The organism is Meridianimarinicoccus aquatilis (assembly GCF_004358675.1).
In the GTDB taxonomy this organism is placed as follows: domain Bacteria; phylum Pseudomonadota; class Alphaproteobacteria; order Rhodobacterales; family Rhodobacteraceae; genus Meridianimarinicoccus; species Meridianimarinicoccus aquatilis.
Genome location: NZ_SMZO01000069.1, coordinates 1 through 15,791 on the forward strand (window position 1 = coordinate 1; position 15,791 = coordinate 15,791).

The following is a 15,791-nucleotide window of genomic DNA, read 5'->3' on the forward strand; positions in this document are numbered from 1 at the left end:
ACCCGAAAACGCAACACAAGCCTCCGCCGCGCGCAGCGCGAGCCTGTCCCGCAGCAAAGGCTGGTGGACAGGCTGGTATCCTAACACAAGATGCAGGTGGCTCAGTGCTGCGCCCGACAAAAACGCCACATCTTCAAGGGTTTCGGCGCGTGCCGAGGTGACCCAGGACGGCATCCGGGGTAAGCTATCAGGGTCGCTGTCGAAGGTTGAGCGGGCATATGTCATGCCACAACACTATCTTGCGGCGGCGCTTTTGGCTACCATATAGTGTAGAAACCGCCCCTCTTTGCTGAACCGTTATATGTCCAATAAGTTTGCATTATCGGACGTAAAGAAGTATGCGCAGCGACATGTCAGAAAACAACGAGAAATCGATCTCAAAGCCGCCAAATGGGCCTTCGGTCAGCGAGGACAACGAGAGAGATCATCCCAGCAGCGAGGCTTTGAGACTGCCTTCCTTTGTGGCTGGTTCAGGCACGCTCAATCGGCTGGTGGATACCGCGCGCGACTATGCGCGCGCCGCGGCCTCGGACAATACGCTGAAGGCCTATGCGAAAGACTGGGCGCATTTCGCGCGCTGGTGCCGGATGAAGGGCGCGGAGCCTCTGCCCCCGTCGCCCGAAATGATCGGGCTCTACCTTGCGGACCTGGCGTCCGGTTCGGGCCTCTCCCCTGCCCTTTCGGTATCGACAATCGAACGCCGCCTTTCCGGCCTCGGTTGGAACTACGCGCAGCGGGGGTTCACTCTCGATCGCAAGAACCGCCACATCGCCGCGGTCCTGGCCGGGATCAAACGCAAACATGCCCGCCCGCCAGTTCAGAAGGAGGCAATCTTGGCCGAAGACATACTCGCGATGGTGGCCACCCTGCCCTTCGACCTGCGCGGTCTGCGAGACCGGGCCATCCTGCTCCTCGGCTATGCTGGGGGCCTCCGACGCTCAGAAATTGTCAGCCTCGACGTGCACAAGGATGACACGCCGGACTCGGGCGGCTGGATCGAGATCTTCGACAAGGGCGCCCTGCTCACCCTCAATGCCAAGACCGGCTGGCGTGAGGTCGAGATCGGACGCGGCTCGAAGGAGCAGACCTGCCCCGTGCATGCGCTCGAACAATGGCTGCACTTCGCCAAGATCGACTTCGGTCCAATCTTCGTCGGCACCTCGCGCGATGGCAAACGCGCTTCGGAAACGCGGCTGAACGACAAACATGTGGCGCGCCTGATCAAGCGCACGGTCCTGGATGCTGGCATCCGATCCGACCTGCCCGAGAAAGACCGCCTCGCCCTCTTCTCCGGCCACAGCCTGCGCGCCGGTCTCGCCAGCTCCGCCGAAGTCGACGAGCGCTACGTCCAAAAGCAACTCGGCCACTCCTCAGCTGAAATGACCCGTCGCTATCAACGCCGCCGGGACCGGTTCCGGGTGAACTTGACCAAAGCAGCCGGGCTCTGATCGCGCGGTCATTCGGTCGTTTAGTAACGGTATATGAAATTGCAAACGGCCGATTTTCATGCCCCTGATAGGCTATGCGCGCGTATCCACAGAGGATCAGACCCCCCTGCCCCAGTCGCAGGCCCTGAAATCCGCAGGCTGCGCCGAGATCCACGAGGAACAGGCCTCGGGCGGCAATCGTGCGCGGCCGGTGCTTGCGCGGGTGTTGGAGCGCATCGGCAAGGGCGACACGCTGGTGGTCGTGCGGATTGACCGCCTCGCGCGATCCCTGTCGCATCTGCTGGAGGTGATCGAGCGGTTGGAGGCCAAGGGTGCGTTCTTTCGTTCCATTCAGGACCCGATCGACACCGGATCCCCGCAAGGCAAGTTCACGCTGCAGGTTTTGGGCGCTGCAGCCGAGTTCGAGCGCGCCCTGATCCGGGAACGCACCAAGGCCGGCCTCGCCAGCGCGCGCACAAAGGGCCGCGTGGGCGGGAACCCTGGGCTGCGGGCCAAAGACCCTGCTGCTCTTCGCAAGGTGCGGCTGGCGCGACAGGACGGCTACATTGAGCGTCTGAACGAAACGGCACAAGACTGGGTGCCCCACGTGCGCCGGTTGCGACCCGACTTGGCTTGGGAGGACGTGCTGCGCATCATCAACGGCCCCTTGCCCGAGGCGCGTCGCTGGACCCAAAGCCGCCTGCTGCGCGCTGTGAAGGCCTATGTCCGCGACGGCTTCCTGCCCGAGTCAGTTTTGGCCCGCGCCGGCCGCCGCGAAACCGACGACCGCCTGCCCGCCATTGTCGCCGCCATCAAGGGCGCGGATCCCGGCATTACGCTCCAGGCGATCTGCACCCGGCTGGAAGCGATGCGCGAACGCACACCACGCGGGCGGACAAGCTGGCAGCCTTCTTCGGTCAAGATGCTACTGGAGCGGGCTGAGAGGCTGGGGTTGCTCGACTGAGATCCCGGAGAATCGTCCATCCGATTCTGCCGACTGATTTCTGTACGCACTCACAATACATCTTGTGGTCACTTCGCAGCTGGCAACGAGGTGTTGAAGTAGAGTGAGAGCGCAGTCGCCCAAGACACTGATTTTTAACAGTTTACCGTCGACAGAAATCGATGCCTTCAACGCCCCTAGGCCGCTCAACGGTTTGGTCTGGATTTATCCACAATATCTGTTAAGCTTTGCAAAACAATAAAGACTTGAGGGCAGCGATGAACGGGATAAGGGCCTCCCAGAGATTTGAAGTCATGTCCAAGCGGCTTGGTAGTCGGTTGCGTGAACATGCGCAGGATACCTTCCCACCGGACGCTCAGAAGGGCCTCCGCCGCTTCGCCATGCGGGAAGCGGCTGAACTTCTTCGCATTAATCAGAACACCTTCCGCCATCATGTGTCAAACCTCGAAGGCTTCCCCGAAGGTGTTCTGGAGGGCGGCAACCGCCGTAGCTTCTCTGCAGAGGAGATGGTCGAGGCACAACGCGTACTTCTCGAGACTGGAAGGATCAAGCCAGAAGAACACCCGCACAGAAGACCGGGAGAGGCTTGTCAGGTCTTGACGATCTTCAACCTTAAGGGTGGTTCGGCAAAGACGTCATCTGTTGCCCATGTAGGACAACTACTGGGTCTGCGCGGCTACCGGGTCTTGCTGATCGACCTCGACAGCCAGGCAAGTCTGACAAACCTGTTCGGGGTTACTCCCGAGCTCGATCCGGATATGCCGACTTCATACGATCTTATCCGATCCGACGATCCATTGCCCGCAGCAGATATCATTCGCAAAACGAACTTCCCGACTGTGGATCTGATTCCAGCATCCATGGACATCATGGAGTACGAGTTCGAGGTCGCCTTGAGCTTCAGGCACGGCGCCACCACGTTCCATAGCCGCATCCGGGAAGCGCTTGAGCCTGTCCTCAACCGATATGATGTGGTGATATTTGACACCCCACCGCAGCTGAACTTCTCAGTGATCTCTGCCCTCTTTGCATCGACCGGGGTCCTGATCCCGCTCAATGCGTCGATGCTCGATGTCATGTCGCTGGCGAGCTTTCTGGGCATGGCGAGTAACCTGATGGGCGTCGTCGAGGCACACGCCCCGGAACATGGACTGAACTTCGTGCGAGTTCTGATCACCCGCTACGAAAATACGGATGGTCCGCAGGTGCAGATTTCGTCTCTGCTTCGGACAGTCCTCGGGGATGCCGTGCTGTCTGCCGAGTTCCTGAAATCAACAGCCGTGGGTGATGCTGCGAACACCCAGCAGAGCATCTTCGAGGTCGAACCTCGCGACGTGAACCGCAGAACTTACGAGCGCGCGATCGAGTCCGTCTCGCGCGTGACCGACGAAGTCGAACGCGAAATCCTGAAAGCATGGGGGCGTAGCCATGGCGCGTAAGGTCTTCGGGGACTCACTCAAGAACGCGATGGGCAAAACGCCGCCTTCAGACGACGATCTGGATGTGAAACGGACGAGCCCGACTGTAGCTCGCGCTCAAGCATCTGTGCTCGAAGAGGATAAACACGCCACGCGGCTGATCGACCCGACCGCCATACGGATGTCCGCGGTCATGGACCGCATAGATCCAAGCGATGGTCTGGATGAGCTTGTCTCGTCGATCCGCGAGCACGGTCAAAAGGTTCCAGTGCTGGTTCGCCGAACCGAGGACGGTGCGCTTGAAATCGTCTATGGACGCCGTCGGCTTCTCGCTTGTCGCCAACTTGGTCAGAAAGTGCGCGCCACGGTCATGGAGATGACCGACGAGGAAGCTCTCATTGCCCAAGGCGTAGAGAATAATGCGCGCCAAGATCCATCGTTCATCGAAAGGGCTCTGTTTGTCGCCGGGATCATTCGAGAACTTGGGAAAACCGACGAAACGCGCAAGAACGCTCAAACGATCGCGTATCGTGCACTTCAGATCGATGAATCGCTCGTCTCGCGGATGAACCGTATCGCTACGGGCATCCCGATAGAACTGATCCAGGCTATCGGACCTGCACACGGCGTTGGTCGACGGGTTTGGGAAAAGCTTTTCAGGCTGTGCGAGAAAGACGTCGCGAGAGCCCGAGAAGTTGCCGGCAAAATCCCTCGCAACATACCGGGCCCCGACCGTCTCGAAGCGGCGGTTACCTTGCTGACAGCCACCAAACCATCGACGCAGAAGACACACCCCAGTGAGCGCGTGAAGATCGGCCGAAAGGGCAACCGCATCACCATCGATGTGGACGCTGATCTTGTCCCTCGTGTTGAAGAGGCAGTCCGGAAGCTGGTCACGGAGCTTCTTGACCGCGGTCAAGACGGGCCAGAGTGACGATCCCCGTGTCTTGACCGCGGTCAAGACATCAAAAGCAACGAGCAGAAAACGAAAGGAGGACCGGCTAGAAAAAGAAAGACCCCCCGAAAGCGATGCTTCCGAAGGGCCTCAATCAGTCTCGACACCTGATTGATACCCCCAAAACGAATCAATTTCAACACCGCTCGCGGTGAACGGGGAAGCTTTTTCTTCCGAAACACCATGAGACATGCAAATGAAACAACAACCGCCCTGGCGGAACGGATATCTCTGCCCTGCCCTAACCCCTATGAGCTTCTGGGCCCAGTTCGCGTACTGAGGAAGGAGCTCGGTCTCACAACCAATGACCTAGCCGTTCTGACCGCGCTCATTAGCTTCCTACCCCGCAAAGAACGTGAGATTCAGGACAGCCAGCGACTTACGCTCACTGTCGTGTTCCCATCGAACGCTTCTCTGTCAGAGCGCGCCAATGGACTCGATGAGAGAACAATTCGACGCAGCCTGGGACGCCTCTCAGCTGCTGAACTGATCGAACGCAAGAATTCAGCAAATGGCAAACGCTTTCCGCTGCGGTATGGAGGCGTTATCAGAGATGCCTTCGGTATCGACCTGAAGCTCTTGATCGAGAGGTACGGCTCGCTCGCGACACAAGCCTTGCAGCTCACCGAAGAACGCGAGCGCTTGCGCTCACTAAAGGCTGAGGCGTTGGCCCTACGTGCTTCGCTACTCCAACAGTCACGCTTCGATGACGCAAAGCTCTCTACCCTCAACATGATCAGAAATGTCCTGCGTCGAGCAACATTAACCGTTGATGCAGTCCTGAGCGTTATCTCAGAACTTAGAGCCCTCGGAGCCGATACCGACGCAAGCTACGGTGAACACCATGCCGCAGCAAAAACTGGTACCGCAGATAATTTACTAACTATCGAACACCGACCTCATACACCAGATTCCAACGATCTGCCCGCCACAAACGGTCAAAATGTCCGGCACATAGAGTCTATAAAAAAAGATATTAAAAAGAATGTTCCCACTACGGTCAATCGCGGTGAACAAACCGCACAAACCAAACCCACGATGAACCGAGACCCAGCACGCATGGCATGGGAAGACTTCACCCACGTTGCGGGATTTTTCCCAGAACCACCGCGCACAGGAGAAGCACTTACCCGCATTCTATACGACCTGGGTCGATTGCTTAGAATAAGCAAAGACGAACTGCGGCATGGCATCCAGAAAGCAGGCGCAGGAAAACTGCTTCTCATCTTTGACTACCTGATAGCAAGAGCAGAAACGATCAAACACCCTGACGCCTATTTCGAAAGGATCCTACGCACACAACTTGCTCCCACATGAACTTCTTGACCGCGGTCAAGAACCCCGGGAGAGGGAAAGGAGTGTAGGTTTAATGGTGACCGAAAGTGAGATTGGAAGAGTGGCTTCCGACGCCCGTCGTGGAGAATATCTGACGACCAAAGCTGTCCAGATAATCACCCTGTCCCGGTCCCTAGATATCCCTTTCGACAAACTGATGTTGAGGCACTCCAACGCGCGGCGCATCAAGGCCGGCGTGTCCGTCGAGGACCTGGCCGAAGACATCGCTCACCGCGGCCTCATACAGAGCCTGAGCGAGCGGCCCGTGTTGGCTGACGATGGTACCGAGACTGGCAAGTTCGAGATCCCAACCGGGGGCCGCCGGTTCCTAGCATTGTCCCTGCTGGTGAAGGAGAAGCGTTTGGCAAAGACCACGCCAATTCCCTGCATTGTGCGGGATGCAGCGTCCGACATCCTGGCCGAGGACGATTCCCTTGCGGGAAACATGCAGCGCGTCGCTCTGCACCCGTTCTACCAGTTCCGCGCGTTTGTGTCCCTGCCTGACAAGGGTCAGACCGATGCTGCATGACCTCTTCCAGGGCGATGGCGACAGTTCGCTCGAGAACCCTGCCTTGCTCGATCGGCTGGTGACGGAGAAACTCCAGGCCGAGGCTGAGACGGTTGCGGTTGAGGGCTGGAAGTGGATCGAGGTCGCACTCGACCTGCCTCACGGCTACAGCCACGGCCTGCGGTCCTTGTCCTGCGATCCGGCACCTATGACGGATGAAGAAGAAGCGGTTCATACCAAACGGCTCTCCGAGTATCAGGCGCTGGAAGAAGAACACGCGGGACAGGATGAGACCCCCGCCGAGATTGATAAGCGGCTTCGCGTGTCGGAAGCGGAGATCGAAAAGATCGAGGCCCTGCCGTTAGTCTTCAATCCGACAGACATCGGGCGGGCAGGGGCGTTCGTCACGCTCGATCGCTACGGCGCGCTGGCAGTCTATCGCGGCTACGACCATCTGACCTCGGACGAGTCCATCGAGAACGGCATCACCGCCAATGTGTACATCTACGCTGAGACCGTGCAGCAGTTCGGATGACACATGGGAGGGCACAACCCATCTCTTGCAGAATATCCAGAATGTATGTATATTCTGCATAAATGGAGACCCAGATCATGCAAGAGCTTCCCGAGTTCAAGGCGGCCGACCTGACGCGGCACACCAGTGACCTGTTCGACGCGGCCATTCGGTCGCCGATTGCGATCACCAAGCACCGCAAGCCTAAATTCGTGCTGATGAGCATGGATCAGTATCAGCAACTTACCCGGGGGGCTACGCAGCAGGCTCATATGGTTGACGAGATGCCCGAGGATCTCAAGGCGCTGATGATTGAAGGGCTCGAGCGGGACTTGACGCGGGCGGATGACTAAGCCTGCCGCTGGAGAGGTTTTCCGCTACCCGTTCCTATGGAAACGAGAACAGATGGCGGGCGAGACCGAGGGTCGAAAGACGAGGCCTGTCTGCATCGCCGTCACTGTCGCCAAGTCCGATAGCGAGACCGTGGTGTTCATCCTGCCGATCACGACGCAGCCGCCCTTGGCCTCGCGCAAGTTTATCGAGGTGCCACAAATCGAGTCGCAGCGCGTAGGGTTGGAGACCCATGTTCGCAAATGGGTCATGCTGGACGAGATCAACACCGATATTCTGGAGCGGTCCTATGTCTGGGAGGACCGCACGCCCATCGGCACGTTCAGTTCCGTCTTCACATCCAAAATCCAGTCCAGCCTGATCGCGCTTGCCAGGTCGGGCGGGGCATCCGTTGTCGATCGGCTGAAGTAGTCTCGATCGCCGCAGGGTTTGCCCAGCTTCACTTGTTCCCGTCGATCCACTTCGACATCAGCCCCTTGTCGCGGAAACATTCATCCGGGACGGCGCGGCGTTTGATCCGGGCGAGGCGCTCGGCGAAGGCGACCTGTTTGGACGAGGGCAGGCTGTCCAGCGCTGTCGCGGGTGTGAGCTTGGCTTGTGCGTCGATCCAGGCGCTCAGCGACCGCCGATCTTGCTGAACCTCCCACGGCAGAAGCGTCTGGTTGCGCAGGGCCAGCGCGCGTGCATAGGCGATCTGCTTTGGCGTCGCGGGCAGGGCGTAAGTGGTGCTTGCCATCGGGGATCTCCCTTCTAAGCTGAGCTTTCAGTATAGAACATAACAGGAACAAATACAAGCCGCCTGCAGAAATCATGGGGTTTAAGAGGAAGAGGAGGGCTGGGGAGGGTCAGGCCTGAGGGTGTCGGAGAGAGGGTGCTCGAAAGAGTGTTGAACCGGCCTGATCCTGTTCCTCATCGGGGTCTGATGCCGGAAAGTGCAGGATCATCGGTTCTCATGAGCTTCGCGTTTAACATTCTCCGGCATCAGATCCCTAAAGAGTGAAAGTGTCCTTCGGGTTTTGTGACTGACGGATGAGGGCCTTTGGGGTCCCTCAGATGGGTCCGGGCCGGGTTCCGGTCTGCCGTTCCTGATGAAGGGCATTCCCATGCAAACAGGTGTCTTGCGCGTGTTGCGCGCGACCGCTGCCTCGTGGTGGCGACACAAGGAACTACGCCGAACCGGCCAGACGGGGCAGGCACAACGGCTCGAGCGCGAGACCGTCCTGCGTGATCTCGGTTATCTGAAGCAGGCGGCGCTATTGCCTAACGCGCATGTGATCTGCGGAGAGGGCGGAACGTTCATCCATCTCGGTTGGACCACCGTTTCAACCTTCGCGCCGATCGAACGATTTCCTTTGGCCACTCTTGCGGTCGCACGAGGGACCCTGTTGATCGATATTCGTCCCGTCACCGATGTCATCGCCTTCGCGAACCTGCCGCGGGTGACGCGGGACGGATCGGCCGACCCTGACTCTTGCGGTCCTGGCAGGTCCGTCTCGCTGACCACCTACATCGACATGGTCGAAGCCCTCGGTGCCAGGATCGCCAACGATCCGCGCCCCCGCCAGTCAACCTGATCACCATTCCCTCTCACCAACACTCGAAAGGAGGCCAGCCATGGCCCGATCCCGTACGCCCAAATTCGATGCCTCAGAGGTCATCACAAACGAAATCATCCGCATCATCGAGCGCGGCGTGTTGCCGTGGCGAAAGTCCTGGACCGCAGGCGGCAGCTCTCGCCCCCTGCGCGTGGGTGGAGAACCCTACCAGGGAGTGAACAACTTCCTGCTGACGATGCGGACCGTGATGGCGGGCCACAGCTCTCCCTTCTGGATGACGTTGCCGCAAGCCAATGCGTTGGACGCAAAGGTGCGCAAGGGCGAGAAGTCTTCTGTCGTCGTCTATTACGGTCAAAGCCGGAAAGACGCGGGCGGCGAGGACGACTGCAGCGACGGCGATGATCGCTCCGAGGAAGCCCGCATCTTCCGCTTCCAGAAATCCTACCGCGTGTTCAATGCCTGCCAGATCGAGGGCTTGCCGGACAGCTTCTATCCGGACCCTGAGCCCTTACCCCAGCATCCGCCGTCCGAGCCCATCCCGCACATGCAGGCGTTTTTCGATGCGATCGATATCACAACCGTCTTCACGGGCACGGAGGCGTACTATTTGCCGCCCGTGGACAAGGTCTACATGCCGTCCATCACGCGGTTCCAGGACCCGCGCAATTTCTACGGGGTCTGGGCCCATGAGCTGGCCCATGCCACGAAGGCCCCCCATCGACTGAACCGTGATTTCGGGTTCTCGAAGTTCGGCAACACGTCCTATGCGCGCGAAGAGATCGTCGCGGAATTGACCTCGGTGTTCATGGGTCAGACGCTCGGCTTCACGGCACATACGCTCGAGATGAATGCCGCCTACCTCCACAACTGGTTGCGCGTTCTTCGGTCGGACAAGGGTGCGATCTTCAAGCACGCCGCAGATGCGCAGCGCGCCTGCGACTACTTGATCGCCAGATCGGAGGCGGGCAGGGCAGGGCGCAGCGCCAAGGCGGCCTGACCACACGGAGAACGGAGACTCCCATGTCACGCAAGGAACCCAAGACGCTGCGGGTGGCCTGCTTCGAAGACGGCCGCCGCAAGATCATCACTTTCAAGCGCGGTGCCTATTGGTGGAGCCCGTCCGAGGGCGCTTATCCGTTCTCGGCAGCGCTCGAGAGCATCAAAGAACAAGGCGGCTGGATCGAAACCATCCCCAACCCGAACTACAGAGCCAGAGGGCTGTTCGGGTAAGGCGCCTTCTGCTTCGGTCCTTCCGCCAAGCAGAAAAGTGAAAGCGGGCTTTGGGAAGGGTGTTTCAACTTCTCAAAGGAGATCCCCATGTCCATGACCGTTCAACCCCAGCCAGACCGTCCAGATCCGACCGTGATCGCGGCGCAAAACGACGCGTTTCGCAAGCTCGCGTGCCTTGGAGTGCCGCCCGCGCAGCCCATCCAGGGCCGGATGCATGTCACCCGCTCGCTTATGGAGGCCGGTGACGGCTTCATGGCCGAGGCGGTGAAGGCCACCGGTGCGTTCGATACATTCGAGCCTGAGAATGATCCCGAGGGATGGCACGATTTCGGGGCGGTCGAGATCCGGGGCGAAACCGTGTTCTGGAAGATTGATCTCTATGAGGCAGATTCGGATTTCCGCTATGGGGCTGAGACCCCGGACAATCCCGCCACCACCATGCGCGTGCTGACAATCATGCTGGCGCGCGACTGGTAGAAGGGCAGGGGAATCCCCCCCTGACATCTGAGACGATGAAGGCCCACTGACCCCTCAAAAGGAAAGTGGGCCTATTGTCGTGGTGATCCCTGAAGCCGGGGATTGGTCACGCGCGTGAGCGCGCGGGCCACACCTCACCCTCCTGGAAGGATATCCCATGACCACAAGCTTTGCTCCCCTCACCGTCGCTATCGGCGATCTCGTCCCGCATCCCGCCAATGTGCGCAGCAACGCGCCGGAAACCTATGACCCCGAAAACATCGCCCATCTGAAGGCCAGTATCGCTGTGCTGGGCCTGCTCCAGCCGCTTCTGGTTCAGAAGCTTGACGGCAAATATGCTGTCCTCGCCGGTGGCCGACGCCATGCAGCCCTGAAGGAGCTGATCGCTGACAAGGCCAGCAAGGGGTTCACGGCGAAAACCAAGGTGGACTGCCGCCTTGTCCCTGAGGAGTGCGACGTCACCACGGCGCTGTCGCTCGCCGAGAACATCACCCAGGCACCGATGAATGCCATCGACGAGTTCGAGGCTTTCGCCCGGATGATGGAGGTCGACGGCCAAACGCCCGAGACGATCGCAAAGACCTTCGGCACCACGGTGGCGGCCGTGAAAGGCCGGTTGCGCTATGGCCTTATCCACCCCGACATCCGCGCCGCGGCTCGGGGCAAGGTGATCACGCTCGATACGATGAAGGCCTTCGCCGAGCACCCGAGCCAGGAGGCGCAGCACGAAGTCTTCGAGGCGCTCACGAAGGACGGAGGCTATCTTCAGGCCTATACCGTGCGTCAGGCGCTCAAATCCCGCGGGGTGCAAGTCAAAGATGATATTGGGGCTTTCGTGCGCGAAGACTACGAGGCCCGCGGCGGCGCCGTCGCGGCTGACCTTCTGGAAGAGCATTCCGTGCTGGAGGATGCAGCGCTGGTCGAAACCATCCTGCTCGAGAAGCTCGGTGCCACCGCCGAAGAGGCCCGCATAAAGCTGGGCTTTGCCTGGGCCGATGCGATGGTCCGCTATGATTACGCGACCATGGCCGACTACGGCCGCGTATATCCCGGCCCGATCGAGCCTGATGAGGCTGCGCAAAAGCGCATCGATGAGATCACCGCCGAACTCGAGAAACTGCAGCTCGAGATGGAGGATGAGGGGCTCGAGGACGGTGCCTACAACGCGCTTTACGAGCGCGTGGACGCCTTGGAAGAGGAAGCCCGCGACCTGCAGGAGGCCTACAGCGCCGAGGACCTCGCGCGGTCTGGGGTAATCGCGTCCTGGTCGGGCGGGCAGGTGACCCTCCATGTTGGCCTCGTCCGCCCGGAAGACACCGTCAAAAAGGAGGGCGCGCGCGGCTCCTCGGCTAGCCCGACCGGGGAGGAGGCCCCAGACGCCGGCGAAGTCACCTATCCAGCCTCACTGGCTGAGGACCTCAAGACCGAGCGAGCCATGGCGCTTGGGGCCGCGATGGCGCTGCATCCGGAAGCCACGCTCGATCTGACGCTCTTCAAGCTGGTGAGCGACGTTCTGGCCAGCGGCATGAGTGTCACGCAGGCGATCAAGATCGATGCCCGCAAGGAATACCGCAGCCATGCCAAGATGGACGAGATCGACGAGACCTCGCTCGAGCAGGTAGCGGCGGCGCATGATGCGCTTGACCTCTCGTGGCTCGATGACACCCGCGCGCCCGCCGATCAGTTCGCGGCGTTTCGCGCGCTGGAGGCCGGCGAGAAGGCCAAGCTCGTGGCCTATGCCACGGCCAGCACCACGCAGTCCTGCTTCGCGCGGGACCGCCAGCGCGACAGCCTGATGCATGCGTTCGAGATCGAGATCATGCCCGACATCCGCGTCCACTGGACGCCGAATGCCGCGCTCTTCAACCGCTTCAAAAAGGCCTGGCTCCTGAAGATCCTCGGTGAGGATCTGGGTCTCGCCCAGGAGGCGGTGACGCTGGCCTCGTCGAGCAAGAAAGAGATCGTCGCCTTCTGCGACAAGCTCTTCGCCGAGCCCTTCGCCACGCTCACGGACGCGCAGCGCGCTGCCGTGGTCGCCTGGTGCCCGCCGATGATGCAGACGGCCGGTGTCGCCTGTGATGAGGCGGAGCCCATCGAGGAATCTCCGGAGCCTGACAGCGAGGTCGCGCAAGCGGCCTGAGTCCTCACGCGACCCGCGCGAGGCATTCCCCGCGCGGGTCGACCCCTCCCACACCCAACGGAAAGACATCCCCATGGCTATTCTCAAGTTCTCTGCCTCCGCTGTTGCGGCGCAAATCGCGCATGCGCGCGCCTGCAAGACCTTCCTGCCCAACTGGAACGGGCCCGTGGACAGGCCCGCCCTGATCCTCATCGTCGGCAATGGTGTGCATCTGCGCTCGAACGGCATCGATGGCACGACCACCCGTATCGTTACCACTGAGCAGGCCGATCCCTCCTTCGCCTTCGCCGACGGCATGAACCCGTTTCGGGATACCGACTGGATGGCGCAGCGCCGCATGGCGTTTCGCGATTTGACCGGCCAGTTCTACACCGACATCCTGGATGACGTGCAGGTGCTCATCGACCGGGGGCGGGGTGCGATCCGGCTCGCCACCGATGGCCACAGCATCCGCGTCTTCGTGCGCCGGGCCTCGGATTATCTCATCGGCGGGACCTACGAAGTGCCCTCGGGCCTCGGCGGCACCTTCCGGGTCATCCTCAAGGATGCCTGCGACACCTTCGCGATCGTGCAGAACTGCGGCAATTGCGAGGATTTCGACGCCATGCAGCCCTATCGCGTGCCGCTGGATGCGCTGATGGAAATCGATGACCGGAGGGCGGCGTGATGGGTTGGCTCTTCTACACCGACGGCCGCGTCCAGACCTACGCGGATGAGAAAGCGGAGATTGCCCGGCTTTGCACTTTCGAGGGCGACAGGCGCAAAACCGAACTGGTAAAAGCCTGCAAGGTCGGCTCCACTTGGTATGCGGCGGCAAAGGTCACTAATCTTGACGGCACCCCTGTTGAAGACACGACCTATGTCACAGATGCTGATGGCTCGATCACCTTCGGAGCTGTCTTCCTCACCCGATATGACGACGGCTGTTGGGGATACAAAGACATGGAGGAAAGCGCAGGACCAGTCGAATCTCGCGCACCACTGAGCCTGTTGGCCCTGCTGTCCGAGCTGAAAGACCCAGACAGCTACGCCCAGGACTGGCGTCAGCGTTGCCGGGACTGGGCTGCGATCCCGGACTACGAGGAGGGCGACAGGATCAAGCTCGCAGCACCTGTGACGCTCACCGATGGCAGTACCTGCCAGATTGTCACCGCGACCCACTACAGGCGCGGGCGGCAAAAGCGCCGCTGCTACCGCATCGAGGAAACTGGTGGGCTCGTACGCCTGTCGAAGGCCTCGCTTGCGGGCTCGGAGCTGCTCAGCTCCGCGAAAGGTGCGGCTAGCCCGGTGCTGGCGGAGTTCCTGGCGGGGCAGGGTGGTTGAGTTTCTCGCTGAGACAACACCACGGAACCACGCGCGCGCATACTGCCGACTTGAAATCGTATCTCAAATGAGATACATCACTCCCATCAACTGGAGGACCATCCATGCCTGCCCAAACATCCATGCTTCATGTCCGTGTTGACGATCAGCTGAAAGCACAGGCTTCGGACGCACTTGCGGGCGTCGGTCTGACGCTCTCCGACGCGGTGCGTATTCTTCTGACCCGCGTGGCCGCAGAAGGCGGCTTGCCTGCCGGATTGACCGCTGATCCGGATGCCTATGACGCCTGGTTCAGGGCGAAGGTACAGGAAGCGCTGGACGATCCAAGGCCCACAACGCCCCATGCCAAGGCGATGCAAGACGCCCAGGCATTGATTGACGGGAAGCGCCTTGCCAAATCTTGAATGGAAAGCCACGGCCATAGCCGACTTGCTGGCAATCATTGACTACATCTCTGACGACAACCCGGATGCCGCCCAAGTTCTCAAAGACGAGATTGAACACAAGACGTCCCTCCTTCCAGAACGCCCTCAGATGTACCGCGCGGGCCGTGTGGACGGGACTAGGGAGATGGTTGTTCGGCCAAACTACATTGTGGTTTATGCTGAAAGCCCTGAGATGGTGACCATTTTGCGCGTACTTCATGCTGCGCAGCAGTGGCCATGATCGGCGTGCAGGCCCTCCGCTAAGAAATTGCCCGCTCTACGCCTTCAAAGTGTAGAGCGGGCTTTTTGTCCTTTGGAACTCAGACCCTGATCCAAAGGAAACCCCCATGTCCAAGCCCAAACCGGCAAATCCGGCTCTCTCAATCTCCGACACTGACCTCGCCTCTGCCCTCGTGCAGATCGGTGCGGAGGTCGACCACCAACCCCTGCGCAGTTCAGCGCTGGCGCGCATCATGCGCGAGACGTTTCGTGGCAGCGATGCCGGGGGCGCCTGGGACTGGCGCATAGCCTATGACCTGATGCAGGCCGCGGCTGTCCAAGTGCTGCTGCGTGGGAACGGCGCGGCAGGTGACATCGCCGCTGCAAGGCTGCTTGCCTCGCGGCTCCTGACGGAAACCTGCCGCTCCGAGCAGCAGATCCGGCTGCAGCAGTTTTCCACACCGTTGGCATTCGCGACCATGGCGGTGCGGGCCGCAGCGATCCGCAAGGGCGAGACCGTGCTGGAGCCCTCGGCTGGCACCGGTGCCCTGGCTGCTTTCGCCGCCCGGGCCGGTGCCGCGCTTATTCTCAACGAGATCGACCCTTTTCGCCAGCGCCTCCTGCGTGCGGTTTTCGGCGGAGAAGTCACAGGCCATGACGGCGAGCATATCGATGATCTGCTGCAGACGCCGGTTCTACCCGACGTCGTGGTGATGAATCCGCCCTTCGCCTCCTCGGTCGACCGATCCCGCGACAAGCACATCGCTGCCAAACATCTCATTGCGGCTGCAAAGCGCCTGGCACCAGGTGGGCGCCTGGTGGCGATCATGCCGCCGGGGTTCACGCCCGAACGCGATGCCGCGCATTGGTCCCGCGCCTGCGGTCTCCTGACGCCACGATTGGCGCTGACGATGCCGGGGCAGGTCTACCGCAAGCTCGGCACCTCTGT

Annotated in this window: 19 protein-coding genes and 1 pseudogene; 18 read left to right on the forward strand and 2 right to left on the reverse strand. The window is 60.5% G+C overall.

Going from position 1 to position 15,791, the window contains the following annotated elements; genetic code table 11:
• The coding region (locus E2L05_RS18175) for a DUF1403 family protein (protein ID WP_133344226.1) at window positions 1-225 on the reverse strand (225 nt) is incomplete at its 3' end.
• Window positions 226-350: 125 nt separating this feature from the next.
• Between E2L05_RS18175 and E2L05_RS18180 the strand changes: the two genes are divergently transcribed.
• The 8 genes and pseudogenes from E2L05_RS18180 (at window position 351) to E2L05_RS18215 (ending at window position 7,883) form a co-directional block, all read left to right on the forward strand.
• On the forward strand, window positions 351-1,448 hold the full coding sequence (locus tag E2L05_RS18180) for a tyrosine-type recombinase/integrase (RefSeq protein ID WP_243722049.1): 1,098 nt from the start codon (window positions 351-353) through the stop codon (window positions 1,446-1,448).
• Between the two features lie 58 nt (window positions 1,449-1,506).
• Window positions 1,507-2,391, forward strand: coding sequence for a recombinase family protein (locus E2L05_RS18185; RefSeq protein WP_133344230.1), 885 nt, complete (start codon window positions 1,507-1,509; stop codon window positions 2,389-2,391).
• Between the two features lie 293 nt (window positions 2,392-2,684).
• Window positions 2,685-3,830 carry a plasmid partitioning protein RepA gene (gene repA, locus E2L05_RS18190; protein WP_165971808.1) on the forward strand — a complete coding sequence of 382 codons (1,146 nt, stop codon included), beginning with the start codon at window positions 2,685-2,687 and terminating at the stop codon, window positions 3,828-3,830.
• The gene (locus tag E2L05_RS18195; RefSeq protein WP_133344234.1) at window positions 3,820-4,743 is read left to right on the forward strand and encodes a ParB/RepB/Spo0J family partition protein; all 924 of its coding nucleotides are present in this window, start codon (window positions 3,820-3,822) and stop codon (window positions 4,741-4,743) included. Before repA ends, E2L05_RS18195 begins: the two co-directional genes overlap by 11 nt.
• A 204-nt stretch (window positions 4,744-4,947) precedes the next feature.
• Complete coding sequence (locus E2L05_RS18200; RefSeq protein ID WP_133344236.1) at window positions 4,948-6,081, forward strand: helix-turn-helix domain-containing protein; 1,134 nt, start codon at window positions 4,948-4,950, stop codon at window positions 6,079-6,081.
• 52 nt (window positions 6,082-6,133) lie between these two features.
• Window positions 6,134-7,091, forward strand: a pseudogene (locus E2L05_RS18205) (ParB/Srx family N-terminal domain-containing protein); the annotation flags it as partial.
• Window positions 7,092-7,219: 128 nt separating this feature from the next.
• Window positions 7,220-7,474: a type II toxin-antitoxin system prevent-host-death family antitoxin gene (locus tag E2L05_RS18210; protein WP_243722050.1), complete on the forward strand. Its 255-nt coding sequence runs from the start codon at window positions 7,220-7,222 to the stop codon at window positions 7,472-7,474.
• The gene (locus E2L05_RS18215) at window positions 7,467-7,883 is read left to right on the forward strand and encodes a hypothetical protein (RefSeq protein ID WP_243722051.1); all 417 of its coding nucleotides are present in this window, start codon (window positions 7,467-7,469) and stop codon (window positions 7,881-7,883) included. The genes E2L05_RS18210 and E2L05_RS18215 overlap by 8 nt, the downstream gene beginning before the upstream one ends.
• Window positions 7,884-7,911: 28 nt before the next feature.
• Here E2L05_RS18215 and E2L05_RS18220 read toward each other — a convergent pair whose 3' ends face one another.
• Window positions 7,912-8,208, reverse strand: coding sequence for a hypothetical protein (locus tag E2L05_RS18220; RefSeq protein ID WP_133344240.1), 297 nt, complete (start codon window positions 8,206-8,208; stop codon window positions 7,912-7,914).
• A gap of 352 nt (window positions 8,209-8,560) precedes the next feature.
• On the opposite strand from E2L05_RS18220, the gene E2L05_RS18225 reads away from it, so the two are divergent.
• The 10 genes from E2L05_RS18225 to E2L05_RS18270 form a co-directional block, all read left to right on the forward strand.
• Complete coding sequence (locus E2L05_RS18225; protein ID WP_133344242.1) at window positions 8,561-9,046, forward strand: hypothetical protein; 486 nt, start codon at window positions 8,561-8,563, stop codon at window positions 9,044-9,046.
• A 40-nt stretch (window positions 9,047-9,086) separates the two neighbouring features.
• Window positions 9,087-10,025, forward strand: a complete 939-nt coding sequence (locus tag E2L05_RS18230; RefSeq protein ID WP_133344244.1) for an ArdC family protein — start codon at window positions 9,087-9,089, stop codon at window positions 10,023-10,025.
• Window positions 10,026-10,048: 23 nt separating this feature from the next.
• Window positions 10,049-10,258: a DUF6330 family protein gene (locus E2L05_RS18235; protein ID WP_133344246.1), complete on the forward strand. Its 210-nt coding sequence runs from the start codon at window positions 10,049-10,051 to the stop codon at window positions 10,256-10,258.
• A gap of 87 nt (window positions 10,259-10,345) precedes the next feature.
• A complete protein-coding gene (locus E2L05_RS18240; protein ID WP_133344248.1) occupies window positions 10,346-10,735 on the forward strand; it encodes a DUF3768 domain-containing protein in 390 nt (129 codons plus the stop codon).
• Between the two features lie 157 nt (window positions 10,736-10,892).
• A complete protein-coding gene (locus tag E2L05_RS18245; protein WP_133344249.1) occupies window positions 10,893-12,875 on the forward strand; it encodes a ParB/RepB/Spo0J family partition protein in 1,983 nt (660 codons plus the stop codon).
• Window positions 12,876-12,948: 73 nt separating this feature from the next.
• Complete coding sequence (locus E2L05_RS18250) at window positions 12,949-13,542, forward strand: hypothetical protein (protein WP_025042408.1); 594 nt, start codon at window positions 12,949-12,951, stop codon at window positions 13,540-13,542.
• Entirely contained in the window at window positions 13,542-14,198 is a 657-nt protein-coding gene (locus tag E2L05_RS18255) for a DUF6927 domain-containing protein (protein WP_133344253.1), read from the forward strand. The genes E2L05_RS18250 and E2L05_RS18255 overlap by 1 nt, the downstream gene beginning before the upstream one ends.
• A gap of 104 nt (window positions 14,199-14,302) precedes the next feature.
• Complete coding sequence (locus E2L05_RS18260; RefSeq protein ID WP_044353023.1) at window positions 14,303-14,602, forward strand: type II toxin-antitoxin system RelB/DinJ family antitoxin; 300 nt, start codon at window positions 14,303-14,305, stop codon at window positions 14,600-14,602.
• Complete coding sequence (locus tag E2L05_RS18265; protein ID WP_071974127.1) at window positions 14,589-14,864, forward strand: type II toxin-antitoxin system RelE/ParE family toxin; 276 nt, start codon at window positions 14,589-14,591, stop codon at window positions 14,862-14,864. The genes E2L05_RS18260 and E2L05_RS18265 overlap by 14 nt, the downstream gene beginning before the upstream one ends.
• 106 nt (window positions 14,865-14,970) lie before the next feature.
• A partial coding sequence (locus E2L05_RS18270) for a methyltransferase (protein ID WP_165971809.1) occupies window positions 14,971-15,791 on the forward strand: 821 nt, incomplete at its 3' end.